Below are 20,937 nucleotides of genomic sequence, written 5' to 3'. Positions count from 1 at the left end.
GAAGTCGAGGGAGATCTGACGGGGTGCTGCCCGGATTGAGGGCAATAAAAAAGGCCCCGTCAGGAGCCTGCTTACCGCGCATGGGTGCTTTCGCCGGATGGTTACACCATCCTGCCCATGCGCCTTCCTACCACTGCGAGAACGAGTGCCGTGTTCATGATACCAGAGCTAGACGGAAAGCTGTGCGCGGTCAATGCGCCTTTTCCGGCGCAATGGATGCCCGGCAGCGCTGTCGCTCAAATATCGTAGCTGTGCCCGGCATTCAGCGTCGAGATGAACCGCTTCGTGCGCTCCTGCGTCGGGGCGGTGAAGATGGCGCGGGAGGGGCCGGTTTCGACGATGTTGCCGGCCTCGAGGAAGACCACGCTGGTGGCAATTTTCGAGGCAAGGCGCAGGTCGTGCGTTGCCATCACCATGGTGGTGCCTTCATTGGCGAGCTGGCCGAGAACGTCGACAACTTCGGCGGCGAGTTCGGGGTCGAGCGCCGAGGTCGGTTCGTCGCAGAGCAGAACGCGGGGCGAGGGGGCAAGCGCGCGGGCGATCGCCACGCGCTGCTGCTGTCCGCCCGATAGCGTCGAGGGCCAGGCATCCATCTTGTGCGACATGCCGACCTTGGTCAAAAGCTCGACGGCGCGGGCGCGCGCCCTTTCGGCCGGCCAGCGCAGCACGGTGACCAAGCCTTCCATGACGTTTTCGATTGCCGTCTGATGCGGGAAGAGCTGGAAATTCTGGAAGACCATGCCGGTCTGGCGGCGGATTTTCTGAATATCCTGCCAGCCGGTTTTCTTGCCGGGCTGAAAGGTGGCCGTCTCCTCGCCGATACGGATCATGCCGGCGGTCGGGATTTCCAGAAGGTTGATGCAGCGCAGCAGCGTACTTTTGCCGCCGCCGGAAGGGCCGACCAGCGCTGTCACCGTGCCTTCCGGAATGAGCAGGCTGATGTCGCTCAAAATGACATGCTCGCCGAAGCGTTTTTCGATGTGCGACAGCTCGATCATGTCCGTGCCTCCAGCGTGCCGCCATAGCGGGCGAAACGGCGTTCGAGAGAGACCTGTAGCGTCGACAGGAAAGAACTCATCACAAGATAGATCAGGGCTGCTTCGATATAGAGGATCAGCGGCTCATAGGTCGTTGCCACAATGCGCTGCGCGGCCTGGAACAGCTCCGGCACGGTGATCGCCGCGGCAAGCGAGGTATCCTTGACGAGCGAGATGAAGGTGTTCGACAGCGGCGGCACGGCGACGCGCGCGGCCTGCGGCAGGATGGTGCGGTTCATCGCCTGCCGCCAGCTCATGCCGATCGAATAGGCTGCTTCCCACTGGCCCTTGGGCACCGAGGAGATGACGGCGCGGATGATCTCGGACGTATAGGCGCCGACGCTCAGCGTGAAGCCGATGACGGCGGCGGGGAAGGCATCGAGCAGGATGCCGAGGCTCGGCAGGCCGTAAAAGATGACGAAAAGCTGCACAAGCAGCGGCGTGCCACGGATCACCCAGACGTAGAAGCGTGCGACAGCGACGAGCGGGCGTGGGCCGAAAAGCCGCGTAACCGCAGTGAGCAGCCCGAGCAGCAGGCCGAGAACGAAGGTAATCAGGGTGAGCGGGATGGTGAAGACCAGCCCCGCCCAAAGCAGCGAGCCCAGTGATTCCCACATCAATTGCAACCAGTGCTGCACGAAGAAGCGGCCTCTCAATAGAAGAATGCGTCCGGAAAGGGTTCCGGACGCATCTTTTTCACAATTTGGCGTCGATGCCTATTACTTCGAAACGTCCTGGCCGAAGTATTTCTGCGAAATCTTGGCATAGGTGCCGTCAGCCTTGATATCGGCCAACGCCTTGTTGATGGCAGCCTGCAGCTCCGGTTCGCCCTTGCGGATGATGGCGGCGGAATAATCGGCATTGGCCTGCTGGGCGACGATCTTCACCGGCGCATCCGGCTTGTGCTTCTTGAAATCGAAGAAGGAGAGGCTGTCGTTGATGGTGGCGTCGGCGCGGCCGGTCAGCACGAGCTGGATCGACTGGTCGAAGCCATCCGTGCCGACGAGTTCGGCGCCGGACGTTTGGGCGAGCTTGCCGAAATTGCTGGTCAGCGACTGCGCGGCCTTCTTTCCCTTGAGATCGGGGAAGTCTTTGATGTCGCTGTTGCTTTCCTTGACGATTAGCACCGCCTTGGAGGCGATATAGGGATCGGAGAAATCATATTTCTGCTTGCGGGCATCGGTGATGCCGACTTCGTTGATGACGGTGTCGTAGCGGTTGGCATCGAGACCGGCGATCAGGCCGTCCCACTTGCCTTCCAGAAACTGCGCTTTCACGCCGAGCTTGCCGGCGATCGCCTCGGCGATCTCGACATCGAAGCCGACGAGCTTGCCGCTTTCGTCATGATAGGTGAAAGGAGCATAGGTGCCCTCCGTGCCGACCTTCAGAACGCCGGCGGACTGAATCGCCTTGAGGTTATCGCCTGCATGGGCAGGAAGGAGAAATGCGGCCTGCACGAGGGCGGCAGCGGCGACGGTCTTCAACCAGTTCATTGTTTTCTTCCGTTTCTTGAGCGGTTCAATCGATGAGGAATACATTGCAGAAAATCTAGGGCAGTGAAGCGTAGAAAACTGCAAAAGAATTCGGCAATTGCGAATATTTTTCTCAAAGGAGCTGAAGGCGCAAATCGAGTTCGTCTCTGATGGGGATTCTGTTGTCGGCGATCCTTGGAATGCTTGGTTTCAGCCGCCGCGCTTCATCGACCGCCCCAGGTCGAACCCGCCGAAGTTCGAAACCTCGACGTTGGTAGAAACGGAGGGCATCGAGATTGTCGTTCGTCGTCATGACCCAGAGTTCCGACAGGCCTTGCCGACGCAATTGATCGGCCAGAGCTTCTATCAAAGCCGTTCCCACGCCCTGGCCGGAGTGAACCGCATCCAGCGACATCAGTTCCGCCTCATTGCCTTGTATTCGGTAGGTTGCCAATCCCCGCTCGGGATCAACGACGAGAGCCGGCAGATCCAGCAGATCAAAAATCTCGCCATGGGCGACGACTTTCGTGCCGCCCCATCGCTCTGTGAGGAGCCTGACGATCCAATCCTTGTCTTGCGGTCCAGGTTCGCGAGTCATCATAAGCCCGATTAACAGCATTGGTTTCGCGCCGGATGGAATGAGGCATCCGCCGGTGCGAAATGGCGGCAAAAGTCAGCCCCGCCGACGCCATGGCCAGCTCGGAAATTAAGTGCCACGCCGTCCTTTCCGCGTTATAATAATCGGCTGCAATGTAGACGGAAAGGTGAAGCTAATGAAGAGGCTAGCAATCGTTGCCTTGTCGCTAGCGACGGCGCTGACAAGCGTCCCGCCGGCTGAGGCGTTTCCCACCATTGTTGTCCCGAAAGTCGAGGCACCGAAGGCGCAGCCGATAGACTGGCATGGCGGTTATCATGGCGGATACTACCATCATGGCGGATACTATCACCACCACGGCGACAACTGGGGTTGGGCGCTCGGCGGCCTTGCTGCAGGCGCGTTAATCGGCGGGCTACTGGCGCAGCCGAATTATTACGGCGGCTATTACGGGTCGGGCTATTACGGCGGCGGCTATTATGGGCCTGGCTACTACGGCGGCTATTATGGTCCGCGGTATTACGGCGGCTATTATGGTCCGCGCTATTACCGACGAGCCTACTATGGCGGCAGTGCGCATGTGCGCTGGTGCTATGCGCGTTATCGGTCCTACAGGGCTTACGATGATACGTTCCAGCCCTCCTATGGTCCGAGACGGCCGTGCGTCGCGCCATACTAGTGATGGCGCAAAAAGCATCTTTTAGGATTGGTTACTGGTGGCGGATAGCTGCCGGTCAGTTAGGCCATGGTTGCTGTCGAACCGCGCGTATGGCCGACTGCGCATAACGAGTCCAGCCGCCGCTATCTGCTCCTCGTCAAACCGTTGCCACTTTCCCCTTCATTCGCTCGCTGACGATGATGATCAAGCCGGCGCTGAGGATGAAGGCTGCGCCGAGGAAGGTGTTGGCCTTGGGGATGTCGCCCCAGATCAGGAAGCCAAGCAGGAAAGCCCAGATGAGGGACGTATATTCGAACGGCGCCAGAACGGAGACCGGCGCCTGCCGCATACCTTCGAACAAGGCAAGCTGTCCTGCGCCGGCAATGACGCCTGTGCCGAAAAGCAGCAACATCTGATAGGCGGTTGGCGTCTGCCAATGCAGGATGGCCATGGTGGCAGTCAGGAGGATGAAGATGATGTTCGAGACGGCCATCTGAATATGGCTTTTCTCGTGCAGCGCGGTCTTGCGCAGGAGCACCATGCCGGTCGCCCAGAGCACGGCGGCCTGCAGCGCCAGATAGACGGGCCAGGAAATGGACAGGCCGACCGGATTGGAGGCGATCACGACGCCGCAGAAGCCGAGGCCGACCGCCGTCCAGCGGACCAGGGTGACCTTCTCGCGCAGGACGATGGTCGCCAGGATCGTGCCGACGACCGGGGCGGCGTAATAAAGTGTCGTCACTTCGGCAAGCTGCAGGTAGCGGGCGGCGGAATAGTAGGAGGTCCAGGCGATAACCAGCAACATGCTGCGCACGATCATCGGCTTGATGATCGGCGAGCGGCGGACCTTGCGCGCCAGCGACGGCCCTTCGAAGAGGAAGCAGCCGGCGAGGATGGTGCAACTGCGCCAGAAGAGGATCTGCCAGACGGGGATGTCGGCGACGAGCAATTTCACCACCGAATCGTGGGCAGTGAACAGCATATAGGCAAACACCGTAAGCAGGATGCCGTAGCTGATGGGGTTTTTCACGGAAGCACCAGGGGAATGGCTTGAGGCAGGCCGGCGGAAAATTTCTTTTAAGGCTCAACGGATAGGCGGCTACTTTTTCGCCGTCAATAGGCCATATGGGCTGGATAAACCGCATGAGAAACATTGTTTGCGGTTGTGACTTCCTTGCCTCCGTTTTAACAGACGGAGACGAAACGTGACCGATCGGCGTCTTTTCGGATGTTGAGATTTCAATCGATTTAAATATCCTGCGGCCACCGATTTGGGGATTTCTTATGGATGATATGACTCGATCCGGGAGCTTTCAGGCTCGTAGAAGCGGATTTTTCACAAAATCGCGCGCAGCCGTTTCCCTGCTGTTTTTGATGAACGGCTTCACCGTCGGCTGCTGGGCGCCAAAGATTCCGGAGTTCGCCGAACGGCTGCAACTGACCAAATTCGAGCTCGGCCTGATGATCCTTGTCTTCGGTCTGGGGTCGCTGGTGATGATGCCGATGGCTGGCGCGCAGATTGCCGGGCGCGGCTCGAAGATCGTCGTCAAGGCCTTTGCCGTGTTGCTGGTGCCGATGTTGCTCGCCTTGACCGTCACCCAGAATGTCTGGACTGCCGCGATCGCCATCTTCCTGTTTGGCGGCTTCATCGGCGCCATGGATGTGGCGATGAATGCCAATGCCGTGTCGGTGGAGAAATCCATGCGTCGGGCGATCATGTCGTCCTGTCACGCGTTCTGGAGTCTTGGCGGCCTCATCGGCTCGGCGATCGGCGGTTTTCTGATCTCGCGCTGGGGCGTGCTCGGCCATGCCGAGGCGGCCACGGCCCTTGCTGTTCTCTTCCTCGCTGTCGCCTGGCCGATGATCCTCGGCGACCAGCCGCATCCGGACGAGGCAAAGCCGAAGGCGCGCTTGCCGATGATCCCCCTGCCCTGGCTGCTCGGCATGATGGCGCTGTTCTGCATGATTCCGGAAGGTGCGGTGCTTGATTGGAGCGCCCTCTATCTCGGCCAGGAAAAGGCCGCTTCGGTGACATTGTCCGGATTTGGCTTCGCCGCCTTCTCCCTCACCATGGCAACGATGCGCTTTGCCGGCGATTTCGTTCGCGACCGGCTGGGCGCCGTCAAGACGCTGCGGGTCTGCACCGTCTTTGCGATTGTCGGCATGCTGCTTGCGGCGCTGGCGCCGAATGCGGAACTTGCCATTGTCGGCTTCGCGCTCTGCGGCATCGGTATTTCCAACATGGTGCCGATCGCCTTTTCGGCCGCCGGCAATATTCCGGGGCTGCAGCCGGGCATCGGCATCTCCGTCGTCACCACCATGGGCTATTCCGGCATGCTGGTCGCTCCTTCCGCCATCGGTTTCGCCGCCGAGCACGTCGGCTTTTCGCCGGTTCTGATGGCGCTGCCGGTGCTGCTGCTCATCGTGCTGGCGCTGTCGTCTCTGGCCCATTACGCCGACGGCATTGGCAGCGGCTCGCATTAATTTGGTCGCTTTCGCCTGCTATCGCCTGAGCAAAAGTGAAGCCCGGAGCGGTTGACAACGACCGCTCCGTGATCCACCTGAAAGGCACCCATTTCCCGAGGCTAACGAGAGCTTTCCATGTCGTCCGCCAGTGATTTCGATCCGAAACCGCGCCGTTCCTCCGTTGCCGTCGATGTCGGCGGCGTGATTGTCGGCGGCGGCGCGCCCGTGGTCGTGCAGTCCATGACCAACACCGATACCGCCGATATCGATTCGACGGTGGCGCAGGTCGCAGCGCTCTATAGGTCCGGTTCTGAGCTGGTGCGCATCACCGTCGATCGCGATGAAAGTGCCGCCGCCGTTCCGAAGATCCGCGAGCGGCTGCTGCGCCTTGGAATGGACGTGCCGCTGATCGGCGATTTCCATTATATCGGCCATAAGCTGCTTGCCGACCATCCGGCCTGCGCCGAGGCGCTGGCGAAATACCGCATCAATCCTGGGAATGTCGGCTTCAAGGACAAGAAGGATAAGCAGTTCGCTGAAATCATCGAGATGGCGATCCGCTACGACAAGCCGGTGCGCATCGGCGTCAACTGGGGTTCGCTCGACCAGGACCTGTTGACGGCGCTGATGGACAAGAACGCCGCCGAGGGCTCGCCGCTCTCGGCCCGCGAGGTGACGCGCGAGACGATCGTGCAGTCGGCGCTGATTTCGGCCGACCTTGCCGAGGAAATCGGCCTGCCGCGTAATCGCATCATTCTCTCGGCCAAGGTCAGCCAGGTGCAGGACCTGATCGCCGTCTATTCCATGCTCGCCGCCCGTTCCGATCATGCGCTGCATCTTGGCCTCACCGAGGCCGGCATGGGCTCGAAGGGCATCGTCGCCTCATCCGCCGCCATGGGCTATGTGCTGCAGCACGGCATCGGCGACACTATCCGCGTCTCATTGACGCCGGAGCCGAATGGCGACCGCACCCGCGAAGTGCAGGTGGCGCAGGAATTGCTGCAGGTGATGGGTTTCCGCCAGTTCGTGCCGGTTGTCGCGGCTTGTCCCGGCTGCGGCCGCACGACCTCGACCGTGTTCCAGGAGCTGGCGCAGAACATTCAGAACGACCTCCGCAAGAATATGCCGGTCTGGCGCGAGAAATATCCGGGTGTCGAGGCGCTCAACGTCGCCGTCATGGGCTGTATCGTCAATGGTCCCGGCGAGAGCAAGCATGCCGATATCGGCATCTCGCTGCCCGGCACTGGCGAAACGCCCGCCGCCCCAGTCTTCATCGACGGCAAGAAGGCGATGACACTGCGCGGTCCGAATATCGCTTCGGACTTCGAGGCGCTGGTTACGGATTATATCGAGAAGCGCTTCGGCCAGAAGAGCGCCGCGGCGGAGTGATCCGCCGCCGGACTTGGCGTCAGACGTTGCTGGTCAGCAGCTTGATGCCGGCAAAGCAATAGAAGCCGGCCATGGCGCCTTCGATCCACCGGCGCGCGTTCCTGTAAATCTTCAGAGCATGCGGCGTCGAGAAGAGCGTCGCATAGCCCATGAACGCGACGAAACCGGTCGCCCCGCACACGGTTATGATCAGCACGGCAACGGAAGCCGGCGCACCCGGCGGCATGCCGAGCGCGATGATGGCGAGCCAGGCGAAGATCGCTTTCGGATTGGTAACGTGGATGCCGTAGCCGCGCAGGATCAGCGACTTGAAGCTTGGCGTCTTCTGCTCCGCCGTGGCGGCCGGCAGGTCGCCACTGGCGCGCACAGCGCGAAACGCCTTGTAGGCGAGATAGAGCAGATAGAACCCGCCAAAAATCTTCAGGATCTCCAGCGCCATCGCGTAGGTTTGCAACAGGGTGGCAAGCCCGGCGGCGGCAGCGATCGCCCAGGTCAGCGAGCCGCCGAAGATGCCGAGCGAAATCGTCATGCCCGCCTTGCGGCCGTGGGTCATTGATGTTCCGATGATGGCCATGATCGCCGGTCCAGGACTGACGACGGCGATGATATAGGCAATATAGGCCGGCAGGATCTGCGGCAGATAGGCAAGCGCCTCATGCATGGGATAGCTCCGCAGGATGTCAGACAGCGCGGCCAATTCCGCATGCTTGACACTGCAGGCGCCAGAATTGCCACGGAATCGCCAGGACGTCACTCTTGTCCCGGAGATTTTTTGTCACGGTGACATTTTGCGCCGAGAGCTTCTCAGCTCCGGCGGCTTGCCACGAAGCGCGCCGTCTCGATCAGCAAAGCCGCCTTCTCTCCATAGGGAGAGAGCAGCTCCGCGGCTTCCACCACGAGGCGGGCGAGGGTGGTTTCGGCCCAGGCCTGGCCGTGCAGCGCGACCAGCGTGCCTTTGCCGCGGGCCGCATCCTTGCCGGTGGCCTTGCCCATGGTTGCAGCATCGGCGGTCAAATCGAGGAGATCGTCGGCGAGCTGGAAGGCGAGGCCGATCTTTTCGCCGAAGACACGCAGCCGCTGACGGTCCTCAGCCGGGGCGCCGGCAATGATGGCGCCGGCTTCGCAGGCAAAGCGGATCAGCGCACCGGTCTTCATGGCCTGCAGCGTGGTGATGCCGCGTTCGTCCGGCGCTTCCTTTTCGGCAGCAAGATCAAGGGCCTGGCCGCCGGCCATCCCGCCGATCCCCGCCGCGCGCGATAGCGCCAGCACGAGCTCGATCTTCCGGTCGGCCGGCAGGCCGGTTTCCGGCGCGGCGATGATATCGAAGGCATAGGTCAGCAGGCTGTCGCCGGCGAGGATCGCCGTTGGATAGTCGAAGGCGACATGCACGGTCGGCTGCCCGCGGCGCAGATCGTCGTCGTCCATCGCCGGCAGGTCGTCGTGGACCAGCGAATAACAGTGCACGCATTCGAGCGCCGCGCCGATGCGGAGAGCCGCGTCGCCGTTGCCGCCGAGAAGTGCGGCCGTCTCCATCACGAGAAACGGTCGCAGTCGCTTGCCGCCGTTCAGCACGCCATGACGCATCGCTTCGAGCAGGCGGGTGGGACGGATGATCTCGCCGTTCAGGCAGGCGTCCGCGAGAAGCTCGTTCAGGACAGCCTCGACCTTGCCGGCATTGTCCCTGAGGCGATGTTCGAAGGAGGAATTGGTGCTGTCCATGGCCGCTGTTTGGCATGAGCGCGAGTTGCTGGCAACGAGAATTGTCAACAGCCAGGGTGGGAATCTCGTCGCACTCTGGTCATCGCTCTGTGTAGACGGTATGACAATTGCAGCATTCCTGCGCGTTCCTCGGACGCAGGGGTGCTCCGGGGTGGAGCAACGGGTGGACCTTCAGCAATTGGACATACCGACGGACAGCGATGAGGAAGCCGAGATGCCGCAACGCTCGGGCCGGCTTGCACGGTTCAAGGCCCGTCCGCTCTGGCAGCGTATCGTTCTCCTCCTCGTCGGTTCGATGCTGCTGCCCTATCTGTTCATCCTGCTTTACGTTCTGCCATTCACCCACCCGATTTCGACTTTGATGCTGCGCGATGCCCTCACGTTTCAGGGATATGATCGCCGGTGGGTTTCCTTCGATGAGATAGCGCCGGTGCTGGTGCAGTCGGTCATGGCTTCCGAGGACGGACAATTCTGCTTTCATGGTGGGGTCGACTGGGGCGAGATGCGCATGCTGGTACAGGATACGCTGCGGGGCCAGTCCACGCGGGGCGGCAGCACCATCCCCATGCAGACCTCAAAGAATCTTTTCCTCTGGAACAGCCGCTCCTTCGTGCGCAAGGCGCTGGAGTTGCCGCTGGCCGTCTCCTCCTCGTTCGTCTGGTCGAAGCGGCGGATGATGGAAATCTATCTGAATATCGCCGAATGGGGGCCGGGCATCTACGGCATAGAGGCGGCGGCACGCTATCATTTCAAGGTGCCCGCCTCGAAGCTGAACGCCCGTCAGGCCGCTCTTCTCGCCGTCTCTCTGCCCAATCCGATCGACCGGGTGGCAAGCAAGCCGGGGCGCGGACTGCGCCAACTCGCCTCGCTGATCCAGCGCCGCGCGAGGAGTTCCGGCGAGTACATCAAATGCCTTTATAACTGATATCAGAACTTGTCGTTCGATTGGCTGACCGTCATCTGACATTCTTGCTTGTGACGTAAGGGCGGGTATCTGCCAACCAAACCGGACATTTGCCCAATGAACATTGATGCCTTCTCGCCCGAACTGCTGAACTATTCCAAGAGCCGCCATCCCGAACCGTCCATTCATCTCGGCACGCGCTTTGATCTCTCGGGCAATTTCCAATACGAGCCTGGCAATACGATCGTCTGCCATGTGGTGGAAGGCTCCGAAACGCAGCAGGCCCTCGTTGCGGCGCGCGAGAAATTTCTGGCGATGCCGGAAGCCGCGCAATTCACCTTTACGCCGATTTCCAGCCTGCATATGACGCTGTTTCAGGGTATTATCGAATATCGCCGCAAGCAGCTTTATTGGCCGGCGGATATCGCGCTCGATACGCCGATCGATGAGATGACCGAGATCATGGGCGAGCGCTTAAAAGCTTTTTCCATGCGCGATCCTTTCAACGTGGCGGTGACGGGCGCGCGGCCGAGCGGCCTTTTGATGGATGGCGCGACCGAGACGGATCGGCAGGTGATACGGGAGTGGCGCAACGCTTTTGCGGATCTACTCGGCTATCGCCATCCCGATCATGACGTCTATCCGTTCCACATCACCTTCTCCTATGTCATCGAGCGGCTGGATGACGAGGCGCTGCCACGCTGGCAGGCGATGCTGGACAAGGTTGCCGCCGATGTTCGCGCCGAGGTGCCGGTTCTCGAGCTGCGACCACCGGCTTTCTGCGCATTCGACGACATGAAGCATTTCGAGGAACTTCTGGTATTCGAGTTCCAAAAATAAGAAGGACAAATCATGGACAAGCTGACCCTCTATATCGGAAACAAGAACTATTCCTCCTGGTCGTTTCGGCCGTGGATCGCCTTGGAGGGTTGCGGCATCGCATTCGAAGAGGTGCTGATCCCCTTCGACTTTCCGGCCGGCAATCCGCGCATCCGCGAGGTTTCGCCGACCGGCAGGGTGCCGATGCTCGTTCATGATGGCTTCAAGGTCTGGGAATCGCTCGCCATCATCGAATATGTGGCCGAGCTTTTCCCGGATGCAGGCCTCTGGCCTAGTGATCGCCAGGCACGGGCCACGGCGCGCTCGATTTCCATGGAAATGCTGGCGGGCTTCCGGGCGTTGCGCAACGCCTGCCCGATGAACATCCGTCGCCCCGTCAGCCGGCTCGATCTGCCGGAGGGCGTCATGGAGGACGTGGCGCGCATCGAGACGATCTGGCGCGACATGCGCGCCCGATCCCGCGGCCCGTTCCTGTTCGGCGCTTTCTCCGGCGCCGATGCCATGTTCGCGCCGATCGTCAACCGCTTTGAAGTTTATGATCTCGTCAGTGCCGCCGACACGCTGGACTATATGGCCGCGATGAAAGCGCTGCCCGCCTGGCAGAAATGGGAAAAAGCGGCGCGTGAGGAGCCGTGGATCGTGCCGGAGGACGAAGCCTGATCATCGATTCGGCTTCCATCCGGCCGAATCAGATGGTGCGGGCAAAAAATGCGGGAAGGGACTGGTCAAAGTCCCTTTAGCCATGTATAAGCCCGCCCAATTTCCGAAATTGATCCATGTCTGTTTCGGCCGCCTGGCTGGCCGCTGATATGTTTCGTCCGCAAAGTGGAGTAACGAGAATGGCTGTACCGAAGAGAAAAACGAGCCCGTCCAAGCGCGGTATGCGCCGCTCGGCCGATGCGCTGAAGGCTCCGACCTATGTCGAAGACAAGAACTCCGGCGAACTGCGTCGCCCGCATCATATCGACCTGAAGACCGGCATGTATCGCGGCCGTCAGGTTCTGACGCCGAAGGAAAGCGCATAATTCAAGCGCTGCCTTAAGGGCTGAGATTCAAAGGCTGGCGTCTCGCCGGCCTTTTTCTGTTTGCGCATTTGGTTCAGCAGGATCACGCCGGAAAACGCTTCGCACTTTTCCTGGATTTGCTTTAAGACTCGCGGCGACTTCAATTCCGAAGGGATTTTCCTGGCTATGATTGTTGCCTTCCCGCTGATGATCGTTCCGCTCGTGCTCTACAATCTGGCGATGCTGGGTCTGATGGGCGCCGGCGGCATCGCTTCGCTCAACAATGTCATCCTTGCTCTTCCCATGCTCTCGGGCGCGACATGGACGCTGCAGCTCGGCGATCTTTTCATCGTCATCGCGTTGATTACGCTGTTCTTCGAGATCTTGAAGGCGACGCGCAACGGTTCCGGCTCGCTGCTTAATCACATTCTGTCTATGCTGGTGTTCATCGCCTATCTCGTCGAATTCTTGCTGGTCAAGGATGCGGCGACGCAGACTTTCTTCATCCTGATGGTCATCACCTTCATCGACGTCATCGGCGGATTCACGATCTCGATCCGCTCGGCGGGACGGGATGTTTCGATCGGCTTGTGAGGGTTTTTGACTTCTCCCCGACGGGGAGAAGCTCGTACAGAGCACGGATTAAAGCGGCGCTGCACTGTGGGCGGGCATCGGCAAGATGCTCACAAACTATCCAGCTTGTTCTGCATCGCGCGGAGCTGCTCTTTCAACTCGTCGATGTCCTTTGCCTCCGCCTTGCGGCTTTCCTTTGCCGGCGGCTTCATGAAGGGGGAGAACATCTGCATGGCCTGCTGGAACATTTCGGTATTGCGGCGGACCTGTTCTTCGACCATCTGAATCGGCAATTGCAGGTTCTTGCCGAGCGGCGTTTCGCCGAAGGCGCGGTTGATCTGATCGCGCATCTGCGTCTGCTGTTCGGTGAAGGCGCGCATGGAATGTTCGAGAAAGCTCGGGACGACCATCTGCATCTGATCGCCGTAATAGGTGATCAACTGCCGGAGGAATGAAATCGGCAACAGCGTATTTCCGGTCTTCGATTCCTGTTCGAAAATAATCTGCGTCAGCACCGAATGCGTGATTTCTTCGCCGCTTTTTGCATCTTGGACGATAAATTCCTCTCCCTTCTTCACCATCTCCGCCAGGTCATCCAGCGTCACGTATGTGCTGGTGCCGGTATTGTATAGGCGGCGATTGGCGTATTTCTTGATTACGATCTGGCCCTCATTCTTTGCCATTATCAGTCTCCTGGACCCGTCTGATTGTATGGAAACTCCTCCACCCCCAAGTGTAGACGCAAAAGAAGCTTGGTGACAATCGGTTTGTGCGATGCGGCAAGCCCTTTCCATTAATCAGATTTTTGCCGGCGATGACGGCTTCATGAAATCTGGAAGATCAAAATTCTTGGCGTTTGACTCCGGCGCAAAGCTTTGACAGTTTCGCCTTATATATGTTCAACCTGTGAGGAGGCTTCCATGAGCAATCCATCCATCGTCGTCGCCAGTGCAGCTCGCACTGCTGTCGGTTCCTTCAACGGCGCCTTTGCGACCATTCCGGCTCATGAGCTCGGCGCTGCTGCCATCAAGGGCGCATTGGAACGCGCCGGTGTCGAGGGCAGGGAAGTCGATGAGGTGATTCTCGGTCAGGTGCTGCAGGCCGGCGAAGGGCAGAACCCTGCCCGTCAGGCCGCCATGAAGGCCGGCATCCCGCAGGAGGCAACCGCCTGGGGTGTCAATCAGCTCTGCGGTTCCGGCTTGCGCGCTGTTGCGCTCGGCATGCAGCAGATCGCTTCTGGCGACGCCAAGATCATCGTTGCCGGCGGCCAGGAATCCATGTCGATGGCCCCCCATGCCGCCCATCTTCGCGGCGGCACCAAGATGGGCGACATGAAGATGATCGACACGATGATCAAGGACGGCCTGACGGACGCCTTCTACGGCTATCACATGGGCATCACGGCGGAAAACATCGCCCGCCAGTGGCAGCTCTCGCGCGATGACCAGGATCAGTTCGCCGTTTCCTCGCAGAACAAGGCTGAGGCTGCCCAGCTCGCAGGCCGTTTCAAGGATGAGATCGTGCCCTTCATCGTCAAGGGCCGCAAGGGCGACGTCAGCGTCGACGCCGACGAATTTATCCGTCACGGTGCGACGCTGGACGGCATGACCAAGCTGCGCCCGGCCTTCGACAAGGAAGGCACGGTGACGGCCGGCAATGCCTCGGGCCTCAATGACGGCGCGGCCGCCGCCGTGCTGATGACCGAGGCGGAGGCCTCGCGCCGCGGCATCCAGCCGCTTGCACGCATCGTCTCCTGGGCAACTGCCGGCGTCGATCCGCAGATCATGGGCAGCGGCCCGATCCCGGCCTCGCGCAAGGCCTTGGAAAAGGCGGGCTGGTCGGTCGGCGATCTCGACCTCGTCGAGGCAAACGAGGCCTTCGCTGCACAGGCCTGCGCCGTCAACAAGGATCTCGGCTGGGATACGTCGATCGTCAACGTCAATGGCGGTGCCATCGCCATCGGTCATCCGATCGGCGCCTCCGGCGCGCGCATCCTCAACACGCTGCTGTTCGAAATGAAGCGCCGCGGCGCCAAGAAGGGTCTCGCAACGCTCTGCATCGGCGGCGGCATGGGTGTCGCCATGTGCTTCGAGGCGCTTTGAGCCGCGTCGCGCCAAACGATGCGGGAATGGTTGTAAACAAGGTCATGCTAAAATAAATAGCGAGAGACGGATGAGCGATTCGGGTTCGCTCATCCTGCTCTAGCGGTAACAGAGGGGAGTGGACATGAGCAGAGTGGCGTTGGTGACAGGCGGGACACGCGGCATCGGGGCGGCCATTTCGATAGCGCTGCGCAATGCAGGCTACCGGGTTGCGGCAACCTATGCCGGCAACGACGAGAAGGCACAGGCTTTCCGCGAGGAGACGGGCATTTCCGTCCATAAATGGGATGTGTCCGACTATGAAGCTTGCGGCGTCGGCATTGCCAAGGTGCAGGAGGAGCTTGGCCCCATCGAGATCCTCGTCAACAATGCCGGGATCACCCGTGACGCCATGTTCCACAAGATGACGCCGCAGCAGTGGCACGAGGTCGTCAATACCAACCTTACCGGCCTGTTCAACATGACGCATCATGTCTGGCAGGGCATGCGTGACCGCAGCTTCGGCCGCGTCATCAACATCTCTTCGATCAATGGTCAGAAGGGCCAGATGGGCCAGGCGAACTATTCCGCCGCCAAGGCCGGCGATCTCGGCTTCACCAAGGCGCTGGCCCAGGAGGGTGCTGCCAAGAACATCACCGTCAATGCCATCTGCCCCGGTTATATCGGCACCGAGATGGTGCTGGCGGTGCCGGAAAAGGTGCTGAACGAGCGCATCATTCCGCAGATCCCTGTGGGACGCCTCGGCGAGCCCGAGGAAGTCGCCCGCGTCGCGGTCTTCCTTGCTAGCGACGATTCCGGCTTCATCACGGGATCGACGATCAGCGCCAATGGCGGCCAGTTCTTCGTTTGAGCTGATGGGCTGAAGTGGCGGATGATTGCCGGGAAATTGCCCGGCAGTCATCGCTGGCGTGAATTCACAGACGGCCGTGGCCGGGGTTTGAATTCCAAAACGACAGGCTTAAGGGCCACACGGCGCATTTCCTTGTCCCGCATCCGTACGGCATGGCCGAGTACATAAAATGTGGTGCCGACAAGAGCGAATGCTGCGATACTTGCAATGAATTCGGCCATGGTGCCGTTCCTTTCCAAAAACGTTGACGCGATCCCCCCGAAACCTGCGTGGGTGTGAGTGTTCGTCTCAAGAAATGTCGGCCCAAATTTTCGGCGCGAAAGATTTGGCTTTCATGACCGATCGTCAACGAAGCGCTGACGATCGGTCGGAAGAAATCGATCTTTGTCTATACCGGCTTACCGGCAGCGAGCCTCATAGCGGCGGCCATAGCGGTCGCGGTAGATGCAATAGCCCTGGTGCTCGTGGGACCGGCCGATGAGGTAGCCAACGGCGCCACCGGCGACGGCACCGATTGCGGCGCCACCCCAGCTATTGCTGGCGACACCGCCTATGATCGCGCCGGTGCCGGCGCCTATGGCTGTGCCCTTCTCGGTTGCTGTGCATGAGGCGAGTGCGCCGACAAGAGCGATCGCGACAATGATTTTCTTCATGGTATTGCTCCCTAGTGTGAGATCTTCAACAAACTCAGCCGGATCAGATCCGGCCCATCAATAGCAGAATAAGAACGATGACGAGAACTAGTCCGAGACCACCTGATGGACCATATCCCCAACCTCGGCTGTAACCCCAGTTCGGGAGCGCTCCGATCAGCAGCAGAATCAAAATCACGAGCAATATTGTACCAAGCATAGCGTATTCCTCCGCGTCCAGCGCCTAGAGCATCCCGCCAGAGCGACCTCACGCAAGCGGATAAGATGCGCCTAGATACAAGTGCCGATGCGTCCTTATCCACTCCTCGAGAATGAGGGCGCACCAATGCCGCTGTCGATAGAAACTTATTTCACGAGAAATTGTTCCGGCTCAGAAATAACAAGACATGAAGATGAGCCGGCATGCCCCGGCAAAGGTTAATGTCCGGCTGCGGGCTGCGCAAGAAAATACCCACCGACGACCGCGGCATATGGTTAAAAACTGCTTAAAATACAATATGTTGCGGTGAACGAAACGGGAAAGCGAGCTTGTCCGTGATTCGTCAGCGATTCGTTCTGTATTTGGGCTTTGGTTAACGGCGGCAGGGATTGTGGCCTCGGAGAACCTACCCCTTTCGGCGAGGAAGGTTTAGGCCTTATCGCCGGAAAGTGGTAATTCCTCGGTCGAAATGGTTAATGCCGGCGAATTTTTTCGCTACCCGTATCGTCACATCATCCTCCATTTGGATGAGCTTCCCCTCCGAACGCTATATCTAGCCGTGAACAAATACAGTACACGAGATAATCAGCGATTCGTCGCCGATTCGTTCCGGCTTTGGTCGGAAAGTTAACGATTGCAATCAATGCGAGAGATTATGGACTTTTCATATTACGTTTCGCTCAAAAGTTAATTGCAATCCACCATTCGACGTGATTTGGCGCTTCAACCCTGCAGAGTCCTGCGCATTTCGCCGGAGAAGGCACTAGATGTTGTGGAGAACAAATGCGGAATTGAGGAAAGTCAGCGATTCGTCGCCGATTCGTTCCGGCTTTGGCCCGAATCTTAACCCAGAGCCGTTCTCGATACTTATCCTCGGAAAATTGCGGAATTTACAGATGGTTAACCATGTTTCCAAACGGGAAGGCTGGTTCGCTGGATTCGCGTGATGGCTCCTGATTCACGCGAAAAAGGAGTCCTAATGCGATTCACTATCTGGTGGCGGTTTGTAAATCGAAATCCATATGTAGTGGTGAACACAAAGGGAACAGGGCAGAGTCAGCGATTCGTCGCCGATTCGTTCTCAAGCTGTTCTCGACTCACCAGGACTCGTTTTGGATGCAGAGAGAATGTAGCTTTCGGTTGAAGCCGCCAAAGATAAAATCGCATAATCCGGCCGTTGTTTTTGCATTTCAGGTCTTGCCTTTGTCACATATGGTCGTCATCTCTTCTTCTCTTCCCTGGGGACCTTGCTGATCGGAAGACAGTGGTTTCTCGCCCATGCATGGACCTATGACTCAGACTTCGCAGCCAATGATCCTGAGCGGACGCGGCGTGACCGCGGTGCTCGGACCCACCAATACCGGCAAGACCCATTATGCCATCGAGCGCATGGTGGCGCACGGCAATGGCGTCATCGGCCTGCCGCTGCGGCTCTTGGCGCGCGAGGTCTATACGCGTGTCGTCGAGAAGGTCGGGGCTCAGTATGTCGCGCTGGTCACCGGCGAAGAAAAGATCTCGCCGCCCAATGCGCGCTATTCCGTCTGCACCGTCGAAGCGATGCCGCGTGAGACGCGGGCCTCTTTCGTCGCGATCGATGAAGTGCAGCTCGCCGGCGATCTGGAGCGCGGCCATATCTTCACCGACCGTATCCTGCATTTGCGCGGGCGGGACGAGACCCTGCTGCTCGGCGCCGGCACGATGCGGCCGATCCTTGAGCAGCTCCTGCCGGGGATCACCGTCGTTGAGCGGCCGCGGCTGTCGCATCTCTTCTATGCCGGACAGAAGAAGATCACCCGCCTGCCGCAGCGCACAGCGATCGTCGCCTTCTCCGCCGACGAAGTCTATGCCATCGCCGAGCTCATCCGTCGCCAGCGCGGCGGTGCCGCCGTTGTCCTCGGCGCGCTCAGCCCGCGTACCCGCAATGCACAGGTCGCGCTCTATCAGGCCGGCGATGTCGAATATCTCGTGGCGACCGATGCGATCGGCATGGGGCTCAATCTGGATGTCGATCACGTTGCCTTTGCCCAGGATCGCAAGTTTGACGGCTATCAGTTCCGCAATCTCAATCCGGGCGAACTCGGCCAGGTCGCCGGCCGCGCCGGTCGTCATCTGAAGGACGGCACTTTTGGCGTAACGGGCCAGGTGGATCCCTTCGACGACGACTTGGTACGGCGCATTGAGGGTCACGAGTTCGATACGGTTAAAGTGCTACAATGGCGCACCAAGGAATTCGATTTCTCCTCGATCGCTTCGCTGCGCGCGAGCCTCGAGAGCGCGCCGCGCGTGCAGGGCTTGACGCGCGCACTGCCGGCGGTCGATCAGCAGGCGCTGGAATATCTGTCGCGCGATCTGGAGATTTCCGATCTCGCCAATAATCCGGCGCGGGTCGAAAAATTATGGGAAGCCTGCGCGCTTCCGGATTATCGGCGGATTACGCCCGCCCAGCATGCCGATCTTATCGCCACCCTCTTTTCCGACCTTGTGCGCTATGGCACGGTAAAAGAGGACTTCCTTGCCGAGCAGGTGCATCGCGCCGATCGGACGGATGGTGAGATCGACACGCTTTCGGCGCGAATCGCGCAGATAAGGACTTGGACCTATGTGTCGAACCGGCCCGGTTGGCTTGCCGATCCGACACACTGGCAAGAAAAGACGCGGGAAATCGAAGATCGATTGTCTGACGCGTTACATGAGAGGTTGACGAAACGCTTTGTTGATCGCAGGACATCTGTGCTCATGAAGCGCCTGAGAGAGAATGCGATGCTGGAAGCTGAAATCAGTGTGAATGGGGATGTCTTCGTTGAGGGGCATCATGTGGGACAGTTGACCGGATTCCGGTTCACGCCTATCGCGGGAACCGAGGGGCCGGACGCCAAGGCTGTCCAGACGGCCTCGCAGAAGGCGCTGGCGCTGGAATTCGAGGCGCGCGCCGCCCGTATCCATGCGGCAGGCAACAGCGATTTGGCGATCAGTGCGGATGGCCTCGTCCGTTGGCTCGGCGATCCCGTGGCGCGGCTGTCGGGCAGCGATCACGTCATGCGTCCGCGCGTCATCCTGCTCGCAGACGAGCAGTTGACGGGCAATGCGCGTGATCATGTCGCCGCGCGCATCGAGCGCTTCGTGAATCATCATATCAGCACGGTGCTGAAGCCGCTCGACGATCTGTCGCGCGCCGAAGATTTGCAGGGTCTTGCCAAGGGGCTGGCGTTCCAGCTCGTCGAAAATCTCGGCGTGCTCTTCCGCCGCGACGTCACGGAAGAGGTGAAATCGCTGGACCAGGACGCGCGCGCCTCGATGCGCCGTTATGGTGTCCGCTTCGGCGCCTACCACATTTTCGTGCCCGCTCTGCTGAAGCCGGCTCCGGCCGAGCTCATCACCCTGCTTTGGGCATTGAAGAACGACGGCCTCGACAAGCCGGGCTATGGCGACCTGATCCCGGTTCTGGCGGCGGGCCGTACGTCCGTGGTCACCGATCCGACTTTCGAGCGCATGTTCTATAAGCTCGCCGGCTTCCGCTTCCTCGGCAAGCGGGCGGTGCGCATCGATATTCTTGAGCGGCTGGCGGATATTATCCGTCCGCTGCTGCAGTGGAAGCCCGGCCAGGCGTCGCGTCCGGAAGGCGCCTATGACGGCCGCCGCTTCACGACGACGACGGCGATGCTCTCCATCCTCGGCGCAACGCTGGAAGATATGGAAGAGATCCTGAAGGGTCTCGGCTATCGTGCCGACGCCGTGAAGGCCGAAGACGCGGCAGCCTTCCTTTCGCAGCAGGATACCTCCTCGGCACCTGCTCCGGCGCAGGCTGCGGAAACCGTCGCAGAGAAGGCCGATCACGACGATGCCGATGGCGCAGGCGATGAGCCGGCTACCGAAGGCGAAACCGCCGCACAGGATGCGGTTCCCGCAGCGCAAGCTCCTGCTGAGCCTGCCGCCGCCGAGCCGGTGGACGCCACAGAGGCAGCAACCGAGTTGCAGGTTGCCGATGCCGTCGCCGAGGTGGTCGAACCGAAGCCGGTTCTGCTTTGGCGTCTTGGCGGACGCAGCGATAACCAGCAGCGCCAGGGTGGACGCGGCCATGGCGATCGTCGCGGCCATCAGGGCGAGGGGCGCGGTCACCAGGGTAATCGCCGCAACGGCGGTGGCGAGCAGCAGGCGAACGGCGAAGGCAACCGCGAGGGCCGGGATAATCGCGAAGGGCGCGAGGCCCGTGGCGACAACCGAGGACCGCGCGGCAATCGCGACGGCGGCCGTCCGCAGCATCAGGGCAATCGTTCCGAACGCAACGACCGCCAGGATCGCGGCGACCGGGGTGACCGGAAAGAGCGTAACGATCGCAATGATCGGAACGACCGCAACAATCGCGGCGCATCGCAGCCGCTGCGCTTCGAGGCCAAGCCGCCGCGTAAGGAAAAGCCGATCGATCCGGATTCTCCTTTCGCCAAGCTCGCTGCCCTCAAGGAGCAGATGAAGAAATAG

The 20,937-nt window shown here is 60.1% G+C and carries 21 protein-coding genes; 11 read left to right on the top strand and 10 right to left on the bottom strand.

Going from position 1 to position 20,937, the window contains the following annotated elements:
• Positions 1-236 precede the first annotated feature (236 nt).
• From QA648_RS16425 to QA648_RS16410, 4 genes are all read right to left on the bottom strand, one after another.
• Positions 237-998 (bottom strand): amino acid ABC transporter ATP-binding protein, encoded by a 762-nt coding sequence (locus tag QA648_RS16425; RefSeq protein ID WP_283048093.1) that lies wholly within the window; start codon positions 996-998, stop codon positions 237-239.
• Entirely contained in the window at positions 995-1,675 is a 681-nt protein-coding gene (locus tag QA648_RS16420) for an amino acid ABC transporter permease (protein ID WP_104825273.1), read from the bottom strand. The genes QA648_RS16425 and QA648_RS16420 overlap by 4 nt, the downstream gene beginning before the upstream one ends.
• 81 nt (positions 1,676-1,756) lie before the next feature.
• Positions 1,757-2,530 (bottom strand): amino acid ABC transporter substrate-binding protein, encoded by a 774-nt coding sequence (locus QA648_RS16415; protein WP_283048091.1) that lies wholly within the window; start codon positions 2,528-2,530, stop codon positions 1,757-1,759.
• Between the two features lie 112 nt (positions 2,531-2,642).
• A complete protein-coding gene (locus QA648_RS16410; RefSeq protein ID WP_283048090.1) occupies positions 2,643-3,107 on the bottom strand; it encodes a GNAT family N-acetyltransferase in 465 nt (154 codons plus the stop codon).
• Positions 3,108-3,282: 175 nt separating this feature from the next.
• On the opposite strand from QA648_RS16410, the gene QA648_RS16405 reads away from it, so the two are divergent.
• Positions 3,283-3,783 (top strand): BA14K family protein, encoded by a 501-nt coding sequence (locus tag QA648_RS16405; protein WP_283048088.1) that lies wholly within the window; start codon positions 3,283-3,285, stop codon positions 3,781-3,783.
• 136 nt (positions 3,784-3,919) lie between these two features.
• On the opposite strand, the gene QA648_RS16400 is transcribed toward QA648_RS16405, so the two are convergent.
• Positions 3,920-4,792, bottom strand: coding sequence for a DMT family transporter (locus tag QA648_RS16400; protein WP_104824833.1), 873 nt, complete (start codon positions 4,790-4,792; stop codon positions 3,920-3,922).
• Positions 4,793-5,046: 254 nt separating this feature from the next.
• Between QA648_RS16400 and QA648_RS16395 the strand changes: the two genes are divergently transcribed.
• Both QA648_RS16395 and ispG read left to right on the top strand, forming a co-directional pair.
• Positions 5,047-6,246 (top strand): MFS transporter, encoded by a 1,200-nt coding sequence (locus QA648_RS16395; RefSeq protein WP_283048085.1) that lies wholly within the window; start codon positions 5,047-5,049, stop codon positions 6,244-6,246.
• A 117-nt stretch (positions 6,247-6,363) separates the two neighbouring features.
• Positions 6,364-7,617, top strand: a complete 1,254-nt coding sequence (gene ispG / locus QA648_RS16390) for a flavodoxin-dependent (E)-4-hydroxy-3-methylbut-2-enyl-diphosphate synthase (RefSeq protein ID WP_283048084.1) — start codon at positions 6,364-6,366, stop codon at positions 7,615-7,617.
• A 19-nt stretch (positions 7,618-7,636) separates the two neighbouring features.
• Here ispG and QA648_RS16385 read toward each other — a convergent pair whose 3' ends face one another.
• Both QA648_RS16385 and QA648_RS16380 read right to left on the bottom strand, forming a co-directional pair.
• Entirely contained in the window at positions 7,637-8,278 is a 642-nt protein-coding gene (locus tag QA648_RS16385; RefSeq protein WP_260303205.1) for a LysE family translocator, read from the bottom strand.
• A 143-nt stretch (positions 8,279-8,421) separates the two neighbouring features.
• Positions 8,422-9,336, bottom strand: a complete 915-nt coding sequence (locus QA648_RS16380; RefSeq protein ID WP_283048082.1) for a polyprenyl synthetase family protein — start codon at positions 9,334-9,336, stop codon at positions 8,422-8,424.
• A 214-nt stretch (positions 9,337-9,550) separates the two neighbouring features.
• On the opposite strand from QA648_RS16380, the gene mtgA reads away from it, so the two are divergent.
• The 5 genes from mtgA (at position 9,551) to QA648_RS16355 (ending at position 12,678) form a co-directional block, all read left to right on the top strand.
• The gene (gene mtgA / locus QA648_RS16375; RefSeq protein WP_283051381.1) at positions 9,551-10,261 is read left to right on the top strand and encodes a monofunctional biosynthetic peptidoglycan transglycosylase; all 711 of its coding nucleotides are present in this window, start codon (positions 9,551-9,553) and stop codon (positions 10,259-10,261) included.
• A gap of 96 nt (positions 10,262-10,357) precedes the next feature.
• Positions 10,358-11,080 carry a DUF1868 domain-containing protein gene (locus tag QA648_RS16370; RefSeq protein ID WP_283048080.1) on the top strand — a complete coding sequence of 241 codons (723 nt, stop codon included), beginning with the start codon at positions 10,358-10,360 and terminating at the stop codon, positions 11,078-11,080.
• Between the two features lie 12 nt (positions 11,081-11,092).
• The gene (locus QA648_RS16365) at positions 11,093-11,740 is read left to right on the top strand and encodes a glutathione S-transferase family protein (protein WP_283048078.1); all 648 of its coding nucleotides are present in this window, start codon (positions 11,093-11,095) and stop codon (positions 11,738-11,740) included.
• Between the two features lie 179 nt (positions 11,741-11,919).
• A complete protein-coding gene (gene rpmF, locus QA648_RS16360) occupies positions 11,920-12,105 on the top strand; it encodes a 50S ribosomal protein L32 (RefSeq protein ID WP_003543812.1) in 186 nt (61 codons plus the stop codon).
• Between the two features lie 165 nt (positions 12,106-12,270).
• The gene (locus QA648_RS16355; protein WP_104824827.1) at positions 12,271-12,678 is read left to right on the top strand and encodes a hypothetical protein; all 408 of its coding nucleotides are present in this window, start codon (positions 12,271-12,273) and stop codon (positions 12,676-12,678) included.
• An 89-nt stretch (positions 12,679-12,767) separates the two neighbouring features.
• Here QA648_RS16355 and phaR read toward each other — a convergent pair whose 3' ends face one another.
• A complete protein-coding gene (phaR, locus tag QA648_RS16350) occupies positions 12,768-13,340 on the bottom strand; it encodes a polyhydroxyalkanoate synthesis repressor PhaR (RefSeq protein ID WP_104824826.1) in 573 nt (190 codons plus the stop codon).
• A 237-nt stretch (positions 13,341-13,577) separates the two neighbouring features.
• Here phaR and QA648_RS16345 point away from each other — a divergent pair, with 237 nt between their 5' ends.
• Together QA648_RS16345 and QA648_RS16340 are read left to right on the top strand one after the other, a co-directional pair.
• Positions 13,578-14,759 (top strand): acetyl-CoA C-acetyltransferase, encoded by a 1,182-nt coding sequence (locus QA648_RS16345; protein ID WP_283048076.1) that lies wholly within the window; start codon positions 13,578-13,580, stop codon positions 14,757-14,759.
• 124 nt (positions 14,760-14,883) lie between these two features.
• A complete protein-coding gene (locus QA648_RS16340) occupies positions 14,884-15,609 on the top strand; it encodes a beta-ketoacyl-ACP reductase (protein ID WP_104824824.1) in 726 nt (241 codons plus the stop codon).
• A 398-nt stretch (positions 15,610-16,007) separates the two neighbouring features.
• Here QA648_RS16340 and QA648_RS16335 read toward each other — a convergent pair whose 3' ends face one another.
• Positions 16,008-16,262: a YMGG-like glycine zipper-containing protein gene (locus tag QA648_RS16335; RefSeq protein ID WP_104824823.1), complete on the bottom strand. Its 255-nt coding sequence runs from the start codon at positions 16,260-16,262 to the stop codon at positions 16,008-16,010.
• A gap of 43 nt (positions 16,263-16,305) precedes the next feature.
• Positions 16,306-16,461 carry a DUF3309 family protein gene (locus QA648_RS16330; protein WP_104824822.1) on the bottom strand — a complete coding sequence of 52 codons (156 nt, stop codon included), beginning with the start codon at positions 16,459-16,461 and terminating at the stop codon, positions 16,306-16,308.
• 1,290 nt (positions 16,462-17,751) lie between these two features.
• Between QA648_RS16330 and QA648_RS16325 the strand changes: the two genes are divergently transcribed.
• Positions 17,752-20,937, top strand: coding sequence for a helicase-related protein (locus tag QA648_RS16325; protein ID WP_283048074.1), 3,186 nt, complete (start codon positions 17,752-17,754; stop codon positions 20,935-20,937).

It is taken from the genome of Rhizobium sp. CB3171 (assembly GCF_029714265.1).
Classification (GTDB): Bacteria; Pseudomonadota; Alphaproteobacteria; order Rhizobiales; family Rhizobiaceae; genus Rhizobium.
Note: the sequence above shows the minus strand (reverse complement) of the source record. Positions and strands in the feature narration are given on the sequence as shown.

Excerpts from the sequence above, each read along its gene's own strand:
- QA648_RS16370 (WP_283048080.1), top strand. The coding sequence starts at position 10,358 with ATGAACATTGATGCCTTCTCGCCCGAACTGCTGAACTATTCCAAGAGC.
- QA648_RS16380 (WP_283048082.1), bottom strand. The coding sequence starts at position 9,336 with ATGGACAGCACCAATTCCTCCTTCGAACATCGCCTCAGGGACAATGCC.
- QA648_RS16385 (WP_260303205.1), bottom strand. The coding sequence starts at position 8,278 with ATGCATGAGGCGCTTGCCTATCTGCCGCAGATCCTGCCGGCCTATATT.
- QA648_RS16405 (WP_283048088.1), top strand. The coding sequence starts at position 3,283 with ATGAAGAGGCTAGCAATCGTTGCCTTGTCGCTAGCGACGGCGCTGACA.
- mtgA (WP_283051381.1), top strand. The coding sequence starts at position 9,551 with ATGCCGCAACGCTCGGGCCGGCTTGCACGGTTCAAGGCCCGTCCGCTC.
- QA648_RS16395 (WP_283048085.1), top strand. The coding sequence starts at position 5,047 with ATGGATGATATGACTCGATCCGGGAGCTTTCAGGCTCGTAGAAGCGGA.
- QA648_RS16340 (WP_104824824.1), top strand. The coding sequence starts at position 14,884 with ATGAGCAGAGTGGCGTTGGTGACAGGCGGGACACGCGGCATCGGGGCG.
- QA648_RS16365 (WP_283048078.1), top strand. The coding sequence starts at position 11,093 with ATGGACAAGCTGACCCTCTATATCGGAAACAAGAACTATTCCTCCTGG.
- QA648_RS16345 (WP_283048076.1), top strand. The coding sequence starts at position 13,578 with ATGAGCAATCCATCCATCGTCGTCGCCAGTGCAGCTCGCACTGCTGTC.
- rpmF (WP_003543812.1), top strand. The coding sequence starts at position 11,920 with ATGGCTGTACCGAAGAGAAAAACGAGCCCGTCCAAGCGCGGTATGCGC.
- phaR (WP_104824826.1), bottom strand. The coding sequence starts at position 13,340 with ATGGCAAAGAATGAGGGCCAGATCGTAATCAAGAAATACGCCAATCGC.
- QA648_RS16330 (WP_104824822.1), bottom strand. The coding sequence starts at position 16,461 with ATGCTTGGTACAATATTGCTCGTGATTTTGATTCTGCTGCTGATCGGA.
- QA648_RS16425 (WP_283048093.1), bottom strand. The coding sequence starts at position 998 with ATGATCGAGCTGTCGCACATCGAAAAACGCTTCGGCGAGCATGTCATT.
- ispG (WP_283048084.1), top strand. The coding sequence starts at position 6,364 with ATGTCGTCCGCCAGTGATTTCGATCCGAAACCGCGCCGTTCCTCCGTT.
- QA648_RS16325 (WP_283048074.1), top strand. The coding sequence starts at position 17,752 with ATGACTCAGACTTCGCAGCCAATGATCCTGAGCGGACGCGGCGTGACC.
- QA648_RS16335 (WP_104824823.1), bottom strand. The coding sequence starts at position 16,262 with ATGAAGAAAATCATTGTCGCGATCGCTCTTGTCGGCGCACTCGCCTCA.
- QA648_RS16410 (WP_283048090.1), bottom strand. The coding sequence starts at position 3,107 with ATGACTCGCGAACCTGGACCGCAAGACAAGGATTGGATCGTCAGGCTC.
- QA648_RS16355 (WP_104824827.1), top strand. The coding sequence starts at position 12,271 with ATGATTGTTGCCTTCCCGCTGATGATCGTTCCGCTCGTGCTCTACAAT.
- QA648_RS16415 (WP_283048091.1), bottom strand. The coding sequence starts at position 2,530 with ATGAACTGGTTGAAGACCGTCGCCGCTGCCGCCCTCGTGCAGGCCGCA.